Below are 20591 nucleotides of genomic sequence, written 5' to 3'. Positions count from 1 at the left end.
AGGGGCACCGTGAAGCAGCTGTTCTTCGTCGCCGTCGGCGTCGTCATCGGGTTCGCCGTGGCGCACCGGGTCGCAGACACCCCCGGCGGAGCACGCTTCTTCGCCGACGTGGACGCCCGCACGAAGGCCTTCACCGGTGCCGTCGCCGACGGTTACCGCTCCCGCGAGGCCGAGCTCCGCACCGACGCCTGACGTCGGTCGGACCCGTCCCTCCCGCCGAACACCGAAACCAGGAAGCACCATGCAGACCGCAGAGATCCGCCGCCGTTGGCTCCAGTTCTTCGGCGACCGTGGACACACCGTCGTCCCGTCCGCCTCGCTCGTCTCGGACGACCCGTCGCTCCTGTTCACGGTGGCCGGCATGGTGCCGTTCATCCCGTACCTCACGGGGCTGATCCCCGCGCCGTACCCCCGGGCGACGAGTGTGCAGAAGTGCATCCGCACGAACGACATCGAGGAGGTCGGCAAGACCCCTCGACACGGCACGTTCTTCCAGATGAACGGCAACTTCTCGTTCGGCGACTACTTCAAGGAGCAGGCGATCCGGTACGCCTGGGAGTTCCTGACGAGCGACGAGGCCGACGGCGGCCTCGGCTTCGCCGCGGACGACCTCTGGGTGACCGTCTACGAGGACGACGACGAGGCGATCGCCTATTGGAAGCAGCACTCCTCGCTGCCGGACGAGCGCATCCAGCGGCTCGGCAAGGACACGAACTACTGGTCGACCGGCCAGCCCGGTCCGGCCGGCCCCTGCTCGGAGATCTTCTTCGACCGCGGTCCGGAGTACGGCATCGACGGCGGACCCGCCACCGACGACGACCGCTACGTCGAGATCTGGAACCTCGTGTTCATGCAGTACCAGATCGCCGACGTCCGCTCGAAGTACGACTTCGAGATCACCGGCGAGCTGCCGAACAAGAACATCGACACCGGCATGGGGCTCGAGCGCGTCGCCTTCATCAAGCAGGGCGTCGACAACATGTACGAGATCGACCAGGTGCGCCCCGTCCTCGACCAGGCCGCTGTGATCTCGGGCCGGCAGTACGGCGCGGTGCACGAGGACGACGTCCGGATGCGTGTCATCGCGGACCACGTGCGCTCCTCGCTGATGCTCATCGCCGACGGTGTCAGCCCGTCGAACGAGGGCCGCGGCTACATCCTGCGTCGTCTGCTCCGCCGCACCGTCCGGGCGATGCGCCTGCTCGGCGTCGAGGGCGCGACCTTCCCGCAGCTCTTCCCGGCGTCCCGTGACGCCATGCGCGAGGCCTACCCGGAGGTGGCGAGCGACTACGACCGCATCGCGCGCATCGCCTACGCGGAGGAGGAGACCTTCCTCCGCACGCTCGCGCAGGGCACGACGATCCTCGACGTCGCCGTCGAGCGCGCCAAGCAGGACGGTGCCGCGGCCATCGGCGGCGACACCGCGTTCCTCCTGCACGACACGTTCGGCTTCCCGATCGACCTGACGATGGAGATGGCGGAGGAGGCCGGCGTGCACGTCGACCGCTCCGCGTTCGAGACGCTCATGTCCGAGCAGCGTGCGCGTGCGAAGGCGGACGCCAAGAGCAAGAAGACGGCCCTCGCCGACCTCAGCGTCTACAGCGCCTTCCGCGCGAAGGGCGAGACGGTCTTCCTCGGCTACGACGCGCTCGAGGCCGAGACCGACGTGCTCGGGATCATCGTCGGCGGCGTGAGCGTCGACCGGGCAGTGGCCGGCGACATCGCCGAGGTGATCCTCGGCGAGACCTCGCTGTACGCGGAGTCCGGCGGCCAGGACGCCGACCAGGGCTCGATCGTCGGCAACGGCTTCGACCTCGAGGTGCTCGACGTCCAGCGTCCGGTCGCCGGTCTCTGGAGCCACACCGTGCAGGTGCGCAGCGGCGAGGTCGGGGTCGGCGCACCCGCGACCACCGTCGTCGACGCCGAGTACCGGCGCGGCGCGACCCAGGCGCACTCGGCGACGCACCTCGTGAACGCCGCCCTCCGCGACATCCTCGGCCCCGAGGCGCTGCAGGCCGGTTCGTACAACAAGTCGGGCTACATGCGACTCGACTTCTCGTGGTCGCAGCCCGTGTCCGTCGAGACCCGCTCCGAGATCGAGGAGGTCGTGAACACCGCGATCCGCTCCGACCTCGAGGTCTCGACCCGCGTGCTCCCGCTCGACGAGGCGAAGTCGCTCGGGGCGCAGGCGCTGTTCGGCGAGAAGTACGGCGCCGAGGTCCGCATGGTCGACATCGGCGGCCCGTGGTCCCGCGAGCTCTGCGGTGGCACCCACGTCGCCTCCAGCGCGCAGGTCGGCCTCGTCAACCTGGTGGGGGAGTCGAGCGTCGGTTCGACCAACCGCCGCGTCGAGGCACTCGTCGGACTCGAGGGCTTCCGTGACCTCGCCGTCGAGCGGACGATCGTGTCGCAGCTCTCCAGCGCCCTGAAGGCCCCGCGCCAGGACCTCCCGACGCGCGTGCAGTCCCTGATGGAGGACCTCCGCACGGCGCAGAAGCGCATCGCCGAGTTCGAGTCCGCGAACCTGCAGCAGCGCGTCCCGACGATCGCGCGCCAGGCGCGGACCGTCGGTTCGACGACCGTGGTCGCGGAGACCGTCCAGGGGCTGCAGTCCGGCGACGACCTCCGCGCGCTCGCGACCGGCGTCCGCGGCCAGCTCGGTGACGACGCTGCCGTGGTCGTCCTCGGCGCGGTCGTGGCGGACAAGCCGGTCGTCATCGTCGCGACCAACGACGCCGCGCGGGCCGCCGGCGTGCAGGCGGGTCCGCTGGCGAAGGAGGCCGCAGCGGTCCTCGGTGGTGGGGGTGGCGGCAAGCCGGACCTCGCCCAGGGCGGTGGCACGGACGCCTCGGCGCTCCCGGCCGCACTGCGCGCCGTGACCGACCGGCTCGCGGGCTGACCGTGGGGATGCGGTCCGGGCGCCGGCTCGGCATCGATGTCGGGCGCGCTCGGATCGGCGTCGCGGTCTCCGACCGTGACGGCCTGCTGGCCACCCCGGTCGAGACCGTCCGCCGTGACGACGACACCGACCTGCGACGCATCGTCGAGCTCGCGGACGAGTACGACGCACTCGAGGTCGTCGTCGGGCTCCCGCTGTCGATGTCCGGCGGGGACACCCCGTCGACCGAGGACGCCCGGACGTTCGCGGCACGGATCGCCGAGCACCGCCCGGTCCGGATGGTCGACGAGCGGCTGTCCACGGTGACGGCCCAGCGCGGGCTCCACCAGGCCGGCCGGAACACGAAGAAGTCCCGGGCCGTGATCGACCAAGCGGCCGCTGTTATCATTCTGCAACACGCGCTCGACCACGAGCGTGCGTCCAGTGCCCCTCCCGGGGCCACGCTCCCCTGAACCGGCCCGCCCCCGAGCGGCCGCCCGGCACCGTCGCCCACGCGACGGCCGCAGGCGGAGTCCCATCTGAGAGACCAGAGGACCCGTTGGCAGACGACCTGGACTGGAACGCGATCATCGCGCCCGGCAACGACGCCGAGCGCCGGCGGACCACCGACCCTGTGGACCCTCCGGGGGACCGCGACGGTGATGCCCCGACGGAGCGCGTCCCCGAGCCGGAGCGGCCGATGTCGCGGCGCGAAGCACGCCAGGCCCGTGACGCCGCCGCCGCTCGTGGACAGGAACAGGATCGGGAACAGCCCCGGCCCGTGTCGGACGACGGTGCCCGCCCGGTCTCTCCGGCTGACGCCCCGGTCGCGACGAGCGCCGACGAACTCCACCCCGAGGTCCGCGCGCTCCTCACCGGCGAGGTCCAGCTCAACGACGCCGACCGTGCCGGGCTGCGCGAGCAGCCCGGCGAGGCGGCGGCGACCACGACCGGCGGGGGCGACGACGGTGCCGCGGGGGCGGGAGGCGACGGACGCGGGGGTCGCGGCGGCGGTGGGCGTTCCTCCAGGCCGCCACGCGAGCCGCGACCGAAGCGACGTCGCGGACCGCTGATCGCGGGGATCGTCATCGTGGCGCTCGTGCTCGTCGGCGGTGTCTCGGCCTACGCCTTCGCGGCGCCGAAGGTCCAGCAGCTCGTCGGGATGTTCAGCGGGGCGAAGGAGCCGGACGACTACACCGGCGACGGCACCTCGAAGGTGACCATCACGATCAAGCAGGGGGACATCGGCGAGGACGTCGCCAAGACGATGCAGCGCAGCGGCGTGGTCAAGGACTCGAAGGTCTTCTACAAGCTGCTGCTCGCGTCGCCGGACCTGCAGTTCCAGCCCGGGTCGTACGCCCTGAAGAAGAAGATGTCGTCGAAGGCGGCCCTCGAGGCGCTGCAGGACCCGGCGAACCGTGTGCAGGCGTCGATCGTGATTCCCGAGGGCACGGCGCTGCAGGACATCGAGGCCGGGATGGTCTCGAAGGCCGGACTCACCCAGGCCGAGGTGTCGGCTGCCGCTCAGGACGTGTCGGCGTACGGGCTGCCGGCCGGCGTCACGACGCTCGAGGGCTGGTTGTTCCCGGCGACGTACCCGATCAACCCGGACTGGACCGCGAAGCAGTACTTCCAGTCGATGGTCGACACCATGAAGCAGCACCTGCAGGCCGCCGGCGTCGCCGAGGCCGACCAGGAGCGGGTCATCGTGTTCGCCTCGCTCGTGCAGAAGGAGGCCGGTCTCGCTGCCGACTACCCGAAGGTCGCACGGGTGTTCCAGAACCGGCTCGACATCGGCATGCCGCTGCAGTCCGACGCGACCGTGGCGTACGGGACGGGCAACACCCACCGGGTGACGACCACCGACTCCGAACGCAACGACGCGGGGAACAAGTACAACACCTACGTGCACAAGGGCCTGCCCCCGGCACCGATCTCGAACCCGGGCGACATCGCGATCAACGCGGTCACGCACGAGGCGACGGGCAAGTGGCTGTACTTCGTGACCGTGGACCTGGAGACGGGGGAGACGGTGTTCTCCGACACGTACCAGCAGCACCTCGTCGCGGTCGACCAGTTCCAGGCGTGGCTGCGGGCGCACCCCGACTACCAGTAGACGTCGCACGCCGTGGGGCTGTGGGAGGATGGGCCCATGCTTCGTTGGTTGACCGCTGGTGAGTCCCACGGCCCCGAACTGATCGCGATGCTCGAGGGTCTGCCCGCGGGCGTGCCGGTGTCGTTCGAGGCCATCCGCGCCGACCTCGCCCGCCGCAAGCTCGGCTACGGCCGGGGTTCCCGGATGAAGTTCGAGCAGGACGAGCTGCACGTGTCCGGCGGAGTCCGGCACGGGTACTCGCTCGGCAGCCCGATCGCGATCCGCATCGGCAACACGGAGTGGCCGAAGTGGGTCGAGGTGATGAGCCCGGAGCCCGTCGAGGCGACCGAGATGTCCCGCGGCCGTTCGGCGCCGCTCACCCGTCCGCGTCCGGGGCACGCCGACCTGGTCGGCATGCAGAAGTACGGCTTCGACGAGGCGCGTCCGATCCTCGAGCGTGCATCCGCACGCGAGACCGCGGCCCGCGTCGCGCTCGGCGCCGTCGCGAAGTCGTTCCTCGCCGAACTCGGCATCCGCTCGGTCGCCCACACGCTGCAGGTCGGCACCGTGCGCGTGCCGGACGGCACCGCGCTGCCGGTGCCCGAGGACGTCGACCGCCTCGACGACGACCAGCTCCGCTGCTTCGACGCCGAGACCTCCGCCCGCATGGTCACCGAGGTCGAGGCCGCGAAGAAGGACGGCGACACGCTCGGCGGCGTCGTCGAGGTCCTCTTCTACGGCGTCCCGCCGGGGCTCGGCTCCCACGTGCAGTGGGACCGCCGTCTCGACGCCCGTCTCGCGGCGGCGATCATGGGCATCCAGGCGATCAAGGGCGTCGAGGTCGGCGACGGCTTCGCCACTGCAGCTCGCCGGGGCTCCGAGGCGCACGACGAGCTGTTCCGCGAGGACGGCGAGATCGTCCGTTCGACGGACCGCGCCGGCGGTACCGAGGGCGGCATGTCCACCGGCACCGTGCTGCGCGTCCGGGCGGGCATGAAGCCCATCGCGACCGTCCCGCACGCGCTGCACACCATCGACGTGACGACGGGCGAGGACGCCTCGGCGCACCACCAGCGCTCCGACGTCTGCGCGGTGCCGGCTGCCGGCGTCGTCGCCGAGGCGATGGTCGCGCTCGTGCTCGCCGACGCGGTGCTCGAGAAGTTCGGCGGCGACAACGTCGTCGAGACGAAGCGCAACCTCGACGCCTACCTCGCGTCCATCCCGGAGACCCTGCGCACCCGCCGCACCGAGGCCGCCGAGCACTCCACCGCGTGGTGAGCGCGCCAGTCGTCGTCATCGGGCCGATGGGTGCCGGCAAGTCGAGCGTCGGCAAGCGCGTGGCCAAGGCCCTCGGCGTGCCGTTCACCGACACCGACCGGGTGATCGCGCGCGAGCACGGTCCGATCCCCGGCATCTTCGCCGAGCGCGGCGAGCCCGCCTTCCGTGCACTCGAAGCTCGCGCGGTCCGCGATGCCGTGGCCACCGGGGGCGTCGTCGCGGTCGGCGGCGGCGCCGTCACGCACGCGGACACCCGCGACGCGCTGACCGGGGCGCGGATCGTCCTGCTGACCGTCTCGCCCGAGGCCGTCGCCGACCGCATCGCCGGGAGCGACCGACCCCTGCTCGCGGACGGCGGGATCGACGCCTGGCAGACCATCCTCGACGAGCGTGCCGCCACCTACGCGGAACTCGCGCACGCCGTCTTCGACACGTCCCGCCGTCCGATGTCCCGCGTCGTCGACGAGGTCGTCGCCTGGGTCCGCGGCGAGCAGGACACCCCCACTGAAGGAGCACCGTGACCGAGACGACCCTGCCCGCCGGCACCACCGAGATCCGCGTGGGCGGCGACGACGGGTACGTCGTGGCCGTCGGCAACGACCTGCTCGGCGCCGTGCCCGGGTTGCTCGGACCGCGCGTCGCGAAGGTGCTCGTCGTGCACGCCCCGACCCTCGGCGCGCGGGCGAACGAGCTGCGCGCCCTGCTCGTCGACGCTGGGCTCGAGGCCCTCATCGCGGAGGTCCCCGACGCCGAGGGGGCCAAGCGCGTCGAGGTCGCCGCGTTCTGCTGGCAGATCATGGGCCAGTCCGACTTCACCCGCACCGACGCCGTCATCGGCCTCGGCGGGGGTGCCGTGACCGACCTCGCCGGGTTCGTCGCCGCGACGTGGCTGCGCGGCGTGCCGTACCTCGCGATCCCGACGAGCGTGCTCGGCATGGTCGACGCGAGCGTCGGCGGGAAGACCGGGATCAACACGAACGAGGGCAAGAACCTCGTCGGGGCGTTCTACCCGCCCCGCGCCGTGGTCGCCGACCTCGACCTCGTCCGGACGCTCCCGCGCAACGAGATCCTCACCGGCTTCGCCGAGATCGTGAAGGCCGGCTTCATCGCCGTGCCCGAGATCCTGGACATCGTCGAGGCGGACGTCGCCCGCGTGACCGACCCGACGACGCCGGAGTTCCGCCGGGTCGTCGAACTCGCGATCGAGCTCAAGGCCCAGGTCGTGTCGGACGACTTCACCGAGCAGGGCCGTCGCGAGATCCTGAACTACGGCCACACGCTCGGGCACGCCATCGAGCACGCCGAGCGGTACCAGTGGCGGCACGGGGCGGCGGTCGCGGTCGGCATGGTGTTCGCCGCCGAACTCGCTCGCCTGACCGGACACCTCGACGACGCCACGGTCGACCGGCACCGGTCGATCCTCGATTCACTCGAGTTGCCGACGACCTACGGCATCGGTCGCTGGGAGGGGCTGCTCGCGACGATGCGGCGCGACAAGAAGGCCCGCGCCGGCATGCTCCGGTTCATCATCCTCGACGGGGTCGGCAAGCCGGTCACGTTGGAGGGGCCGGAGGACCACCTGCTGTTCACCGCCTACCAGGAGGTCGGCGTCTAGGTGGTCCAACCGATGTCTGAGGTCACGACGATCCTGTTCGTCTGCGTGCACAACGCCGGGCGGTCGCAGATGGCTGCCGGTTACGCGCGGGCGATCGGCGGCGACCGGGTGCGGGTGCTGTCCGGCGGCAGCGAGCCCGGCGATGCGATCAACCCGGCGGCGGTCGCGGTGATGGCCGAGGACGGGATCGACATCACGGGCGCCACCCCGCAGCTCCTGCTGACCGAGGACGTCCGTGCGTCGGACGCCGTCGTCACGATGGGGTGCGGGGACGCCTGCCCGGTGTTCCCCGGGAAGCGGTACGAGGACTGGGCGCTGCGGGACCCGGCCGGGCAGCCGATCGACGAGGTCCGGGCGATCCGGGACGACGTGCGGGCGCGCGTCCGGAGGTTGCTCGCCGATCTGCTCTCCGCCTGACGCCGGTCAGCGCAGGACGCGCCAGGTCCGGCGCCACCACCACTTCACGTGCATCGACACCGTGATGATGTTGGTGCGGCGGAACTCCGACCACTCCGTCAGCGTCGCGCCGTTCCGGAACGCGACCCGAGCATCCGGATCGTCCGGAACCTCGATGGGCCCGCGTCTCAACACGATCGTGCCTCCGTTCCCCGTGCGTCGTTCTGCGCGATCAGACCGGCGAGCTCCCGATCGTCCTCCGGCGCCCACCGTAGGTCGCGCATCGTCTGCAGCACAGCTCTCGAGATGTCGTATGCAGGGTCCTGAATCGCGACACCCACGGCCCAGGTGATCCGGGTCCAGGCGTGCGTCCGGTCGCTCGACTGCCGCGCCCGACGCGCGGCGGTCCAGCTCATGACCGCGGCGAACACCGCGGCGAGGGCGGCGATGAGGGCGTCGATCACTGCTGTCTCCATGGCACGAGCGTGACGCGGTGGAGGCGAGCGGAGGCGGTGCGCGTCCCGACCTGTGGATGGTGCGCCGTGCCTCCCGGTCGGTGCAGGAGTACCGGCGCCCGCAGGGTCCCAGGGCGGGGGAGCAGACTGACCCGGTGCCCACCCCGCCTCGTCTGAGCGACCTCGCCGGCTCCGCGCCGACGGACGCCGGGACCCTCCGCTCCCGCGGTCGCCGCTTCGCCGAACTGCTCCGCATCGCCCGCCGGCACGAGCTGCTGCCGTTCCGTCGGCTCGACTTCACGCACGACCCGGCCACCTCGGCGCTCCGTGCACGCCAGGCCGATCACCTCCGGCTGGCACTCGAGGAGGCCGGCGGCGGGTTCGTGAAGATGGGGCAGCTGCTCTCGACGCGGGACGACCTGCTCCCCGAGGAGTGGACCGAACAGCTCGCACACCTGCAGCGCAGCGTGGCCCCGGCTCCGGCCGACGCCGTCGCGGTCATGCTCGAGGAGGAGCTCGGGGCACCCGTCGACCAGGTGTTCCGGACCTTCGACCCGGTGCCGGTCGCCGCGGCCTCGATCGCCCAGGTGCACCGCGCGACACTGCAGGACGGGACGTCCGTCGCGGTGAAGGTGCAGCGTCCGGGCATCGACGCGGCCGTCCGTCGGGACGTGGACATCGCGCTCCGCGTCGTGCGGTTCCTGGCACGGACGAGCCTCGAGGCGCGGCAGGTCGGCGTCTCGGACGTCGCGCAGCAGTACGCCGACGACCTCGTGCGGCAGGTCGACTTCACCTCCGAGATGCGGAACCTCGCGGCCCTCCGGTCGGCGCAGGCCCGCAGCGCCCGGCCCGACGAGGTCGTGTTCCCGGAGCCGTACCGCGACCTGTCCGGACGCCGCGTGCTCGTGATGGAGTACCTGGAGGGCGACACGCTCAGCGCGCTCCGCGCCGCCCGGAGCGACCGCGACCTCGACACCCCGATGCGGGCGGTCCTGAACGCCTTCCTCCGGCAGGTCGTCTTCGACGGGATCTACCACGCGGACCTGCATCCGGGGAACGTCGTGCTCCTCGCCGACGGCCGGCCGGCGCTCATCGACTTCGGTTCGGTCGGCCGGCTCGACCCCGGCCTGCGCGAGCTCGTGCAGGAGCTCCTCGCCGGGTACATCCAGGACGACACGGCACGGATCGCGGACGCCGTGCTGCGGATGGCACCGGTGCGGGCTCCGGAGGACGAGCCGGACTTCCGCCGGGACATCGCCGCGTTCGTCGCGGACGAACTCGGACCGGGGGCGCGGATCGGCGTGGAGACCGTCGACGACGCGGTCGCGGTGTTCGGCCGGTACCGCCTGAAGCCGCCGCCGGACTTCGTCGCCGCTGCGCGGGCCCTCGCGATCTTCGAGGGGACGCTGCGCACGCTGGCACCGTCGTTCGACCTGCTCGAGGAGTCCCGCGGGCTCGCCCGGCAGCAGATCCGTGACCAGCTCCGACCACGGGCTGTGCGCGACCTCGCGGTGCGTGAGCTGTTCGGGCTCGTCTCGACGGTCCGTCGTCTGCCGCGCCGGGTGGACCGTATCGGCGAGGCCGTGGAGACCGGCAAGCTGACGGTCAACATCCGGCTGTTCTCGGACCGGCGCGACCGCCGGACGCTCGCGGGCGTGATCCGCCGCGTGCTGCTCGTGTTGCTCGGGGCGGGTGCCGGGGTGCTCGCGGTCGTGTACCTGGCGATGCCGGCCCGACCCACCGCGGTCATCTCGACCGCGGTGGCCGGCGGGCTGCTCGGCGGGACGGCGGTGGTGCTGCTGGTCTGGGCGGCGATCGACGCGGCCGCTGCGCGACGGCGGGAGTAGCCCGTCGGCTACACTCGTCCGGGGTCCAGCGCCCCGCGAGACCTTCACACATCAACACGAACGGGACATCGAACCTCATGGCCAGTACCACGGACATCAAGAACGGCGCCGTCCTCATCATCGACGGGCAGCTCTGGTCGGTCGTCGAGTTCCAGCACGTCAAGCCGGGCAAGGGCGGCGCGTTCGTCCGCACCAAGCTCAAGAACGTCGTCTCGGGCAAGGTCGTCGACCGCACCTTCAACGCCGGCGCGAAGATCGACACCGCGACCGTGGACCGTCGTGACTACCAGTACCTGTACCAGGACGGCGAGTCCTACGTGTTCATGGACACCGACACCTACGACCAGGTCCCGGTCTCCGAGACCGTCGTCGGCGACGCCAAGAACTACCTGCTCGAGTCGGCCATGGTCACCATCGCCATGAACGAGGGCAACCCGCTCTACATCGAGCTTCCGACGTCGATCGTGACCGAGGTCGAGACCGAGCCCGGCCTGCAGGGCGACCGCTCCTCCGGCGGCACCAAGGACGCGACCATCATCGCGACCGGTCACCGGATCCAGGTCCCGCTGTACCTCGAGAGCGGCACCACGGTGAAGATCGACACGCGTGACGGCAGCTTCCTCGGCCGCGTCAACTCCTAGGGCGCCGCTGTATGAGTGCCCGATCGAAGGCCCGCAAGCGCGCCCTCGACATGCTGTACGTGGCGGAGGTCCGCGAGCTGCCGATCGCGGACGTCCTCGCCACCGAGACCGTCCGTCACCTCGACCAGCCCGAGCGCGCCTCGAGCTGGGACTACGCGCGCCAGATCGTCACGGGCGTGGAGGACGACCGCGCTGACATCGACGAGGCGATCGTCGAGCACGCGCAGGGGTGGTCCATCGCCCGCATGCCGGTGCTCGACCGCTGCATCCTGCGGATGGCGATCTGGGAGCTCCGGTACAACCCGGAGGTGCCCGACGCCGTGGCGATCGCCGAGGCCGTCGAGCTGGCGCAGTCGCTGTCCACCGACGACTCGGCGAGCTTCGTGAACGGCGTCCTGGGCGCGGTCGCGGGCGGCCGTGCACCGTCCGGTCGGACGGTCGCAGGAGACCAGGAGTCCCGGTAGGGTTGACCACGTCAGCATCCTTTAAGTCCGTCCGGTGAGGCGGGGAAGGAGGTCGGCGTGGGCACCAGAACGGTCCTGCAACACACCGACATCACGCGTGCTCTGACACGCATCGCGCACGAGATCCTCGAGGCCAACCACGGCGCCTCGGACCTCGTGCTCCTGGGCATCCCGACACGTGGCGCCGTCCTGGCGGAGCGGCTCGACCGCGTCCTGGCCGACATCGAACCCGGGTGGACGGCCGGCGGCGAACGCGTCGGCACGCTCGACGTCACGATGCACCGGGACGACCTCGGGCACGGCATCGGTCGCGCTCCGCACCGGACGACGATCCCCGCGAGCGGCATCGACGGCAAGGTCGTGGTGCTCGTCGACGACGTCCTCTACTCCGGTCGTACCGTCCGGGCAGCGCTCGACGCCCTGCAGGGCATCGGGCGGCCCCGGGCGGTCCGGCTCGCGGTCCTGGTCGACCGCGGGCACCGCGAGCTGCCGATCCGCGCGGACCACGTCGGCAAGAACCTGCCGACGGCGTCCGACGAGCGGGTCACGCTGCGCCTGACCGAGACCGACGGCACCGACGAGGTCGTCATCGAGCAGCCCGAGCAGCCCGAGCAGCCCGAGCACTCCGGGCAGTCCGGACAGTCCGGGCAGCCCGAACAGTCCGCGCGGTCCGAGCAGCCCGCACCGGGGGTGGACGCGTGAAGCACCTCCTCTCCACCGCGGACCTCTCCCGCGACGAGGCCGTCCACGTGCTCGACGTCGCCGAGGAGATGGCCGAGGTCGCCACCCGCGAGGTCCGGAAGCTCCCCGCCCTCCGCGGCAAGACCGTCGTGAACCTGTTCTTCGAGGACTCGACCCGCACCCGGATCTCCTTCGAGGCCGCCGCCAAGCGCCTCTCCGCGGACGTCATCAACTTCGCCGCGAAGGGGTCGAGCGTGTCCAAGGGCGAGTCCCTCAAGGACACCGTGCAGACCCTCGGCGCGATGGGCATCGACGGCATCGTGATGCGCCACCCGGCTTCGGGCGCCCCGCGCGTCCTCGCCGAGGCGGACTGGATCGACGTCCCCGTGGTGAACGCCGGCGACGGGACGCACGAGCACCCGACGCAGGCCCTCCTCGACGCCTTCACGATGCGCCGCCGGCTGCACGGCAGCGCGAGCCGCGGGAAGGCCCTCGACGGCGTCCGCGTGACGATCGTCGGCGACGTCCTGCACAGCCGGGTCGCCCGGAGCAACGCCTGGTTGCTCCGCACCCTCGGCGCCGAGGTCACGTTCGCGGCACCGCCGACCCTGCTGCCCGCGGTCGAGCGTCCGTTCGGTGCCGCCGTGCACCACGACCTCGACGTCGCCCTCGCCGAGGACCCGGACGTCGTGATGCTCCTCCGCATCCAGCAGGAGCGGATGAACGACGCCTTCTTCCCGAACCCCCGCGAGTACACGCGGCACTTCGGGCTCACGGCGTCCCGTGCGGCGGCGCTGGCCGAGCGCACGCTGATCATGCACCCCGGCCCGATGAACCGTGGGCTCGAGATCGCCGGCGTCGCCGCCGACGACCCCCGCTCGACGGTCGTCGAACAGGTCGCGAACGGCGTGAGCGTCCGGATGGCCGTCCTCTACCTCGCCCTGACCGGTGACCACGAACCGAAGGAGTCCGTCGCATGACCGCCCACCTCATCCGCGGCGCGCAGCTGGTCGACGGCACGCGTGCCGACATCCGCCTGGAGGGACGGCGCATCGCCGCGGTCGGGTCCGGTCTCGACGCGGCCGGCGCCACGGTCGTCGACGCGGACGGTCTCATCGCCCTCCCCGGTCTCGTGGACCTCCACACCCACCTGCGCGAGCCGGGCGCCGAGGAGTCGGAGACGGTGCTCACCGGCTCGCGTGCCGCGGCCGCAGGCGGGTTCACCGCCGTGAACGCGATGGCGAACTCGTCACCGGTCGCCGACACCGCTGGCGTGGTCGAGCAGGTCCAGGCGCTCGGGGACGACGCCGGGTACGTCACGGTGCGGCCGATCGGCGCCGTCTCGCAGGGTCTGCAGGGCACGCACCTCTCCGAGATCGGGGCGATGGCGACGAGCCGCGCGAAGGTCCGGGTCTTCTCGGACGACGGCTCGTGCGTCGCAGACCCGCTGCTCATGCGACGGGCGCTCGAGTACATCAAGGGCTTCGGCGGGGTGCTCGCACAGCACGCGCAGGAGCCCCGCCTGACGATCGGCGCGCAGATGAACGAGGGCCGGCTGTCGTCGGAGCTCGGGCTCGCGGGCTGGCCCGCCGTCGCGGAAGAGGCGATCATCGCCCGCGACGTCCTGCTCGCCGACCACGTCGGTGCCCGGCTGCACGTCTGCCACGTCTCGACCGCCGGCAGCGTCGAGGTGATCCGGTGGGCGAAGTCCCGCGGCATCGACGTCACCGCCGAGGTCACGCCGCACCACCTGGTGCTGACCGAGGACCTCATCGCCGGGGTCGACGGTGCGCCCGGGTACGACGCCCGGTACAAGGTGAACCCGCCGCTGCGCTCCCGCGAGGACGTCGACGCCCTGCGCGCCGCCCTCGCCGACGGCACGATCGACATCGTCGCCACCGACCACGCGCCGCACACCGCCGAGGCGAAGTGCTGCGAGTGGCCCGCCGCCGCGAACGGCATGGTCGGGCTCGAGTCCGCGCTGAGCGTCGTGCACGCGGCCGTGGTCGAGAGCGGGCAGCTCGGCTGGGCTGACGTCGCCCGGGTGCTGTCCGAGGCGCCGGCGCGGATCGGGCAGGTCGAGGGCCACGGGCGGGGCGTCGTCGAGGGGGCCCCGGCCGAGCTCACGCTGTACGACCCGGCGGCGGTGCGCGAGTTCTCGGTCGACGACCTCCACGGCCAGTCGCAGAACTCGCCGTACCTCGGCATGCGGCTGCCCGGCCGGGTCGTCGCGACCTTCCACCACGGGTACCCGACGCTCCAGGACGGCGCCCTCGTCGACGCCGAGACGGTCGCGGCCGCGGCACGGACGGCGGCGACCGCATGAGCGGTGACGTGCTGCGCTGGCTGACCGGGGGAGTGGTCCTCGTCCTGGTGGCTGCGCTGTTCGTCGCGATGGCGCGCACCTGGCGGACGCGGGCCAGGCGCCAGGCGGAATCCGTGCCTCCCGTGCCGGTGCCCGCCGACCCGGGACCGCCGGCCGGGTCGTGGGACGGCTTCACCGTCGCGACGACCCGGGCCGACGAGCCCCTCGAACGGATCACGGCGGGTGGACTCGGCTTCCGGGGCCGCGGCGGCGTGACCGTGTACGACGCCGGGGTGGTCCTGCACCACGCCGGTGCCGCCGACCGGTGGATCGCCGCGACCGAGGTCCGCGGCGCCGACCGGGCGACCGCGGCCATCGACCGGGTGGTCGAACCCGGGGGACTGGTCCGTCTGCGATGGACGGCGACCGGCGCCGCAGGTGCGACGGACCTCGACACCTACTTCCGGTTCCCGGAGGGCGACCGAGCAGCGCTCGACGCCCTGCAGGGACTGATGACGACGCACGAGCACCCGCACCGAGCGGGCGAAGGGACGAACTGATGACACGCGAACGGGCCGTACTGGTCCTCGAGGACGGCACCCGCTACGACGGACGGGCGTACGGCGCCCGAGGCCGCACCCTGGGAGAGGTCGTCTTCGCCACCGGCATGACCGGGTACCAGGAGACGCTCACCGACCCGTCCTACGCCGGGCAGATCGTGGTGCAGACCGCGCCGCACATCGGCAACACCGGGGTGAACGACGAGGACCCGGAGTCCCGTCGCATCTGGGTCGCCGGCTACGTCGTGCGCGACCCCAGCCGCGTGGTGTCGAACCACCGGGCGAACGCGACCCTCGACGACCACCTGGTGCGCGACGGCATCGTCGGCATCTCGGGCATCGACACCCGCGCGCTGACCCGTCGGATCCGCGACGCGGGTGCGATGAAGGGCGGTGTGTTCAGCGGCGAGGACGCGGCGCTCGACCCCGAGGAGCAGCTGCTGCTCGTCCGCGAGCAGTCGGCGATGGCGGGCGCGAGCTTCTCGTCGATCGTGTCGACGCCGGAGACCTACGTGGTGCCGGCCGTCGGCGAGCAGATCGGCCGGCTCGCCGTGCTCGACCTCGGTGTGAAGGCGTCGACCACCCGCTACCTCGCCGAGCGCGGGTTCGAGGTGCACGTCGTGCCGCAGGACATCACCGCCGCCGAGCTGGCCGCGCTGGACCCGGACGCGCTCTTCTACTCGAACGGACCCGGTGACCCGGCCGCGAGCGACGACCAGGTGTCGCTGCTGCAGGAGTCGCTCAGGACCGGCCGGCCGTTCTTCGGCATCTGCTTCGGCAACCAGCTGCTCGGCCGTGCGCTCGGCTTCGGCACGTACAAGCTGCCGTTCGGCCACCGCGGCATCAACCAGCCGGTGCTCGACACCACGACCGGCAAGGTGGAGATCACGAGCCAGAACCACGGCTTCGCGGTCGACGCGCCCCTCGGCGAGGTCCTCGAGTCGCCCGCCGGCTTCGGCCGGGTCGAGGTGTCGCACTACTCACTCAACGACCAGGTCGTCGAGGGCCTCCGCGCGCTCGACGTCCCCGCGTTCAGCGTGCAGTACCACCCCGAGGCCGCCGCCGGTCCGCACGACTCCATGTACCTGTTCGACCGGTTCGCGGACCTGGTCCGGTCGCGCCGTGACGGGGAGCCGCTCGACGCGGCCACCGCCGACGCGACGACCCCCGCAGCAGACATCACCAAGGAAGCGAACTGATGCCCAAGCGCGCAGACATCAACTCCGTCCTCGTCATCGGCTCCGGCCCGATCGTCATCGGGCAGGCCGCCGAGTTCGACTACTCCGGCACCCAGGCGTGCCGCGTCCTCCGCTCCGAGGGCGTCCGCGTCATCCTCGTCAACCCGAACCCGGCGACGATCATGACCGACCCGGACTTCGCCGACGCGACGTACATCGAGCCGATCACGAGCGCCTCGCTCGAGGAGATCATCAAGATCGAGCGCCCCGACGCCGTGCTGCCGACCCTCGGCGGGCAGACGGCGCTGAACGCCGCCATCAAGCTCGACGCCGAGGGCATCCTCGACAAGTACGACGTCGAGCTCATCGGCGCGAAGGTCGACGCCATCCAGCGCGGTGAGGACCGCCAGCTCTTCAAGGAGCTCGTCCTCGAGTCCGGTGCCGACGTCGCCCGCAGCCACATCGCGCACACGCTCGACGAGGCCAAGGAGTACGCACAGGACCTCGGGTACCCGCTCGTCGTCCGGCCGTCCTTCACGATGGGTGGTCTCGGCTCCGGCTTCGCCTACAACGAGGAGGAACTCGTCCGCTTCGTGGGCGACGGCCTGCAGTCGTCGCCGACGACGGAGGTCCTGCTCGAGGAGTCGATCCTCGGGTGGAAGGAGTACGAGCTCGAGCTGATGCGGGACAACTACGACAACACCGTCGTGATCTGCTCGATCGAGAACGTCGACCCGGTCGGCGTGCACACCGGCGACTCGATCACCGTCGCCCCCGCGCTGACGCTGACCGACCGCGAGTACCAGAACATGCGGAACATCGGCATCGACATCATCCGTCGCGTCGGGGTCGACACCGGTGGCTGCAACATCCAGTTCGCGGTGGACCCGTCCAACGGCCGGCTCATCGTCATCGAGATGAACCCGCGCGTGTCCCGCTCGTCCGCGCTCGCGTCGAAGGCCACCGGGTTCCCGATCGCCAAGATCGCCGCGAAGCTCGCGATCGGGTACCGCCTCGACGAGATCGAGAACGACATCACGCGGGTGACGCCGGCGAGCTTCGAGCCGACGCTCGACTACGTCGTGGTGAAGACCCCGCGGTTCGCGTTCGAGAAGTTCCCGGCCGCCGACGCCACGCTGACCACGACCATGAAGAGCGTCGGCGAGGCGATGGCCATCGGCCGCAACTACGCCACGGCGCTGCAGAAGTCGCTGCGCTCGCTCGAGAAGCGCGGCTCGTCGTTCCACTGGGACACCCCGGCGGCCGAGCTCGACAAGGCCGCCCTGCTCGAGAAGTCGAAGACCCCGACCGACGGCCGCATCGTCACGGTGCAGCAGGCGCTCGTCGCCGGCGCCACCGCGGACGAGGTCTTCGAGGCCACGAAGATCGACCCGTGGTTCATCGACCAGATCGTCCTCATCAACGAGGTCGCGTCCGAGGTCGCCGCCGCCGAGACGCTCGACGCCGACACCTTGCGCAGGGCGAAGGAGCACGGCTTCAGCGACGCCCAGATCGCGTCGCTGCGCGGCATCTCCGAGCAGGAGGCCCGTGACGCCCGGCACGCCGAGGGCATCCGCCCGGTCTTCAAGACGGTCGACACCTGCGCCGGCGAGTTCCCGGCCCTCACGCCGTACCACTACTCGTCGTACGACACCGAGACCGAGGTCGTCCCGAGCGACCGCCGGAAGGTCGTCATCCTCGGCTCCGGCCCGAACCGCATCGGCCAGGGCGTCGAGTTCGACTACTCCTGCGTGCACGCGTCCTTCGCGCTGAGCGACGCCGGGTTCGAGACCATCATGATCAACTGCAACCCCGAGACGGTGAGCACCGACTACGACACCTCGGACCGGCTCTACTTCGAGCCGCTCACCACCGAGGACGTCCTCGAGGTGATCGAGGCCGAGGCGGCGTCCGGCGAGCTCGTCGGCGTCGTGGTGCAGCTCGGCGGTCAGACCGCACTGGGTCTGGCGAAGCCGCTCGAGGCCGCGGGCATCCCGATCCTCGGCACGACCCCGAGCGCGATCGACTCGGCCGAGGAGCGCGGGCAGTTCGCCGCGATCCTCGAGCAGGCCGGACTGCTCGCGCCGCGCAACGGCACCGCGCACGACCTCGAGAGCGCGACCGCGGTGGCCGAGGAGATCGGCTACCCGGTCCTCGTCCGCCCGTCGTTCGTGCTCGGCGGCCGCGGTATGGAGATCGTCTACGACCCGTCCGCCCTCGCCGACTACTTCGACCGGATGGCGGACCAGGCGATCATCGGCCCGGACCTGCCGCTCCTCGTCGACCGGTTCCTCGACGACGCCGTGGAGATCGACGTCGACGCGCTGTTCGACGGCGACCGGCTCTACATCGGCGGCATCATGGAGCACATCGAGGAGGCCGGCATCCACTCCGGCGACTCGGCCTGCACGCTCCCGCCGGTCGGACTCGGCAAGGCGGAGATCCGCGGCGTCGTCGAGGCGACCGAGCGCATCGCCCGCGGCATCGGTGTCCGGGGGCTGCTCAACGTGCAGTTCGCGATCGGCGCCGGCGTGCTCTACGTCCTCGAGGCGAACCCGCGTGCCAGCCGGACGGTCCCGTTCGTGTCGAAGGCGCTCGGCATCCCGCTCGCCAAGGCGGCCTCGCGCATCATGACCGGCACGTCCATCGACGCGCTCGTCACCGAGGGCCTGCTGCCCGAGCGCGACGGTTCCTCGGTGCCCGCGCAGGCGCCGGTCGCCGTCAAGGAGGCCGTGCTGCCCTTCCGCCGGTTCCGCACCCACGACGGCCAGGTCGTCGACTCGGTGCTCAGCCCGGAGATGCGCTCGACCGGCGAGGTCATGGGCATCGACCGCGACTTCCCGCGCGCGTTCCTCAAGTCGCAGGACGCCGCGTACGGCGGTCTGCCGACGAGCGGCACGGTGTTCGTGAGCGTCGCGGACACCGACAAGCGCCAGGTCGTCCTGCCGGTGCACCGCCTGCAGCAGCTCGGGTTCACCATCACCGCGACCGAGGGCACCGCCGAGGTGCTCCGCCGCAACGGCATCGAGGTGACCCTGGTCGGCAAGTACAGCGAGGGCGGCGAGAGCGTCGTCGACCTGCTCGCACGCGACGCGGTCGACATCGTCATCAACACCCCGTCCGGTGCGGCCGGTCGCGCGGACGGATACGAGATCCGCGCGGCGACGGTCGCGGCGGACAAGCCGCTGTTCACGACGATCGCGCAGCTCGGTGCGGCGGTCGCCGCGATCGAGACGATCGGCACGCCCCACTCGGTGCGCAGTCTGCAGGACTACGCGCTCGAGCGCGCGACCTGGTGACGGCGGACGTGTCGGGGACCCGGTCTGGAGGCACTCCCTCCTTCGGCGTCCGGCTCGCCGCCGCCATGGGGGAGCGTTCCCCCCTGTGCGTCGGCATCGACCCCCACGCCGACACCCTGGCGGCGTGGGGGCTCGGCCGCGACGAGGCCGGCCTGACGGCCTTCGGCGCGACCCTCGTGGACGCGGCCGCCGGCCGCGCCGCGATCGTGAAGCCGCAGATCGCCTTCTTCGAGGCCGCGGGGGTCGAGGGCTACCGTGCGCTCGACGCGACCCTGCGTCGTGCACGTGATGCGGGCCTCCTGGTCGTCGCCGACGTGAAGCGGGGCGACATCGGGTCCACCGGCGACGACTACGCGCTGGCGTGGCTGGACCGCGACGGGCCGTTCCGGGCGGACGCCATGACGGTGTCGCCGTACCTCGGGTACGGCTCCCTCGCGGGCACGGTCGACGTCGCGCGGGCGAACGGTGCCGGTGTGTTCGTGCTCGCCGCGACGAGCAACCCCGAGGCACGGGTGCTGCAGACGGCGGTGCTCGCCGAGGGCCCGCGTGCCGGGCGGACCGTCGCGGCCGGTATCGTCTCGGATGTGGCAGACGACAACCGGACCGCCGGCGAGCAGCCCCTCGGTGACGTCGGGCTCGTGCTCGGCGCCACCCTCGACCTCGCCGACTTCGGCATCGACGCAGACGCGATCGGCTCCGCGCCGGTGCTCGCGCCGGGCTTCGGCGCCCAGGGGGCCCGCATCGAGGACCTCCGCGCGCTGTACGGTGCACGGGCCGAGCAGGTGCTCGTGAGCGAGTCCCGCGGCCTGCTCACCGACGGCCCCGAGGGCGTCGCCGCGCTCGTGCAGGACCGTGCCGACCGCATCCGCACGGCACTGGGGGCGGCCGCGTGACGGCGG

The 20591-nt window shown here is 71.8% G+C and carries 20 protein-coding genes; 18 read left to right on the top strand and 2 right to left on the bottom strand.

Going from position 1 to position 20591, the window contains the following annotated elements; genetic code table 11:
- Nucleotides 1-9: 9 nt before the first annotated feature.
- The 8 genes from ACY3FI_RS08945 (at nucleotide 10) to ACY3FI_RS08910 (ending at nucleotide 8283) form a co-directional block, all read left to right on the top strand.
- Nucleotides 10-192, top strand: coding sequence for a hypothetical protein (locus tag ACY3FI_RS08945; protein WP_462547181.1), 183 nt, complete (start codon nucleotides 10-12; stop codon nucleotides 190-192).
- Nucleotides 193-241: 49 nt separating this feature from the next.
- Nucleotides 242-2899, top strand: coding sequence for an alanine--tRNA ligase (alaS, locus tag ACY3FI_RS08940; protein ID WP_462547180.1), 2658 nt, complete (start codon nucleotides 242-244; stop codon nucleotides 2897-2899).
- A gap of 8 nt (nucleotides 2900-2907) precedes the next feature.
- Nucleotides 2908-3351: a Holliday junction resolvase RuvX gene (ruvX, locus tag ACY3FI_RS08935; RefSeq protein ID WP_462547179.1), complete on the top strand. Its 444-nt coding sequence runs from the start codon at nucleotides 2908-2910 to the stop codon at nucleotides 3349-3351.
- A gap of 86 nt (nucleotides 3352-3437) precedes the next feature.
- On the top strand, nucleotides 3438-4994 hold the full coding sequence (mltG, locus tag ACY3FI_RS08930) for an endolytic transglycosylase MltG (RefSeq protein ID WP_462547178.1): 1557 nt from the start codon (nucleotides 3438-3440) through the stop codon (nucleotides 4992-4994).
- A gap of 36 nt (nucleotides 4995-5030) precedes the next feature.
- On the top strand, nucleotides 5031-6251 hold the full coding sequence (aroC, locus tag ACY3FI_RS08925; protein ID WP_462547177.1) for a chorismate synthase: 1221 nt from the start codon (nucleotides 5031-5033) through the stop codon (nucleotides 6249-6251).
- Nucleotides 6245-6772, top strand: coding sequence for a shikimate kinase (locus tag ACY3FI_RS08920; RefSeq protein WP_462547176.1), 528 nt, complete (start codon nucleotides 6245-6247; stop codon nucleotides 6770-6772). The genes aroC and ACY3FI_RS08920 overlap by 7 nt, the downstream gene beginning before the upstream one ends.
- Entirely contained in the window at nucleotides 6769-7866 is a 1098-nt protein-coding gene (gene aroB, locus ACY3FI_RS08915; RefSeq protein WP_462547175.1) for a 3-dehydroquinate synthase, read from the top strand. The genes ACY3FI_RS08920 and aroB overlap by 4 nt, the downstream gene beginning before the upstream one ends.
- 12 nt (nucleotides 7867-7878) lie before the next feature.
- Nucleotides 7879-8283, top strand: coding sequence for an arsenate reductase ArsC (locus ACY3FI_RS08910; RefSeq protein ID WP_462547174.1), 405 nt, complete (start codon nucleotides 7879-7881; stop codon nucleotides 8281-8283).
- A gap of 6 nt (nucleotides 8284-8289) precedes the next feature.
- Here ACY3FI_RS08910 and ACY3FI_RS08905 read toward each other — a convergent pair whose 3' ends face one another.
- Together ACY3FI_RS08905 and ACY3FI_RS08900 are read right to left on the bottom strand one after the other, a co-directional pair.
- Nucleotides 8290-8454 (bottom strand): hypothetical protein, encoded by a 165-nt coding sequence (locus tag ACY3FI_RS08905; protein ID WP_462547173.1) that lies wholly within the window; start codon nucleotides 8452-8454, stop codon nucleotides 8290-8292.
- Nucleotides 8451-8738, bottom strand: a complete 288-nt coding sequence (locus ACY3FI_RS08900) for a hypothetical protein (protein WP_462547172.1) — start codon at nucleotides 8736-8738, stop codon at nucleotides 8451-8453. Before ACY3FI_RS08900 ends, ACY3FI_RS08905 begins: the two co-directional genes overlap by 4 nt.
- Nucleotides 8739-8872: 134 nt before the next feature.
- Between ACY3FI_RS08900 and ACY3FI_RS08895 the strand changes: the two genes are divergently transcribed.
- The 10 genes from ACY3FI_RS08895 (at nucleotide 8873) to pyrF (ending at nucleotide 20585) form a co-directional block, all read left to right on the top strand.
- On the top strand, nucleotides 8873-10564 hold the full coding sequence (locus ACY3FI_RS08895) for an ABC1 kinase family protein (protein ID WP_462547171.1): 1692 nt from the start codon (nucleotides 8873-8875) through the stop codon (nucleotides 10562-10564).
- 77 nt (nucleotides 10565-10641) lie between these two features.
- Nucleotides 10642-11205 (top strand): elongation factor P, encoded by a 564-nt coding sequence (gene efp / locus ACY3FI_RS08890; protein WP_462547170.1) that lies wholly within the window; start codon nucleotides 10642-10644, stop codon nucleotides 11203-11205.
- An 11-nt stretch (nucleotides 11206-11216) separates the two neighbouring features.
- Complete coding sequence (gene nusB, locus ACY3FI_RS08885) at nucleotides 11217-11669, top strand: transcription antitermination factor NusB (RefSeq protein WP_462547169.1); 453 nt, start codon at nucleotides 11217-11219, stop codon at nucleotides 11667-11669.
- Nucleotides 11670-11726: 57 nt separating this feature from the next.
- Entirely contained in the window at nucleotides 11727-12371 is a 645-nt protein-coding gene (pyrR, locus tag ACY3FI_RS08880) for a bifunctional pyr operon transcriptional regulator/uracil phosphoribosyltransferase PyrR (protein WP_462547168.1), read from the top strand.
- Nucleotides 12368-13330, top strand: coding sequence for an aspartate carbamoyltransferase catalytic subunit (locus tag ACY3FI_RS08875; protein WP_462547167.1), 963 nt, complete (start codon nucleotides 12368-12370; stop codon nucleotides 13328-13330). The genes pyrR and ACY3FI_RS08875 overlap by 4 nt, the downstream gene beginning before the upstream one ends.
- Nucleotides 13327-14676, top strand: a complete 1350-nt coding sequence (locus tag ACY3FI_RS08870; protein ID WP_462547166.1) for a dihydroorotase — start codon at nucleotides 13327-13329, stop codon at nucleotides 14674-14676. Before ACY3FI_RS08875 ends, ACY3FI_RS08870 begins: the two co-directional genes overlap by 4 nt.
- Nucleotides 14673-15215, top strand: coding sequence for a PH-like domain-containing protein (locus ACY3FI_RS08865; RefSeq protein ID WP_462547165.1), 543 nt, complete (start codon nucleotides 14673-14675; stop codon nucleotides 15213-15215). The genes ACY3FI_RS08870 and ACY3FI_RS08865 overlap by 4 nt, the downstream gene beginning before the upstream one ends.
- Nucleotides 15215-16414 (top strand): glutamine-hydrolyzing carbamoyl-phosphate synthase small subunit, encoded by a 1200-nt coding sequence (carA, locus tag ACY3FI_RS08860; protein WP_462547164.1) that lies wholly within the window; start codon nucleotides 15215-15217, stop codon nucleotides 16412-16414. Before ACY3FI_RS08865 ends, carA begins: the two co-directional genes overlap by 1 nt.
- Entirely contained in the window at nucleotides 16414-19692 is a 3279-nt protein-coding gene (gene carB / locus ACY3FI_RS08855) for a carbamoyl-phosphate synthase large subunit (RefSeq protein WP_462547163.1), read from the top strand. The genes carA and carB overlap by 1 nt, the downstream gene beginning before the upstream one ends.
- Nucleotides 19686-20585 (top strand): orotidine-5'-phosphate decarboxylase, encoded by a 900-nt coding sequence (pyrF, locus tag ACY3FI_RS08850; RefSeq protein WP_462550335.1) that lies wholly within the window; start codon nucleotides 19686-19688, stop codon nucleotides 20583-20585. Before carB ends, pyrF begins: the two co-directional genes overlap by 7 nt.
- Nucleotides 20586-20591 lie beyond the last annotated feature (6 nt).

Source organism: Curtobacterium sp. RM9 (assembly GCF_054956955.1).
Note: the sequence above shows the minus strand (reverse complement) of the source record. Positions and strands in the feature narration are given on the sequence as shown.

Bases quoted from the DNA above. Each gene is read 5' to 3' on its own strand.
- alaS (WP_462547180.1), top strand. From the start codon at position 242: ATGCAGACCGCAGAGATCCGCCGCCGTTGGCTCCAGTTCTTCGGCGAC.
- ruvX (WP_462547179.1), top strand. From the start codon at position 2,908: ATGCGGTCCGGGCGCCGGCTCGGCATCGATGTCGGGCGCGCTCGGATC.
- aroC (WP_462547177.1), top strand. From the start codon at position 5,031: ATGCTTCGTTGGTTGACCGCTGGTGAGTCCCACGGCCCCGAACTGATC.
- ACY3FI_RS08910 (WP_462547174.1), top strand. From the start codon at position 7,879: ATGTCTGAGGTCACGACGATCCTGTTCGTCTGCGTGCACAACGCCGGG.
- ACY3FI_RS08900 (WP_462547172.1), bottom strand. From the start codon at position 8,738: ATGGAGACAGCAGTGATCGACGCCCTCATCGCCGCCCTCGCCGCGGTG.
- efp (WP_462547170.1), top strand. From the start codon at position 10,642: ATGGCCAGTACCACGGACATCAAGAACGGCGCCGTCCTCATCATCGAC.
- nusB (WP_462547169.1), top strand. From the start codon at position 11,217: ATGAGTGCCCGATCGAAGGCCCGCAAGCGCGCCCTCGACATGCTGTAC.
- ACY3FI_RS08870 (WP_462547166.1), top strand. From the start codon at position 13,327: ATGACCGCCCACCTCATCCGCGGCGCGCAGCTGGTCGACGGCACGCGT.
- ACY3FI_RS08865 (WP_462547165.1), top strand. From the start codon at position 14,673: ATGAGCGGTGACGTGCTGCGCTGGCTGACCGGGGGAGTGGTCCTCGTC.
- carA (WP_462547164.1), top strand. From the start codon at position 15,215: ATGACACGCGAACGGGCCGTACTGGTCCTCGAGGACGGCACCCGCTAC.
- carB (WP_462547163.1), top strand. From the start codon at position 16,414: ATGCCCAAGCGCGCAGACATCAACTCCGTCCTCGTCATCGGCTCCGGC.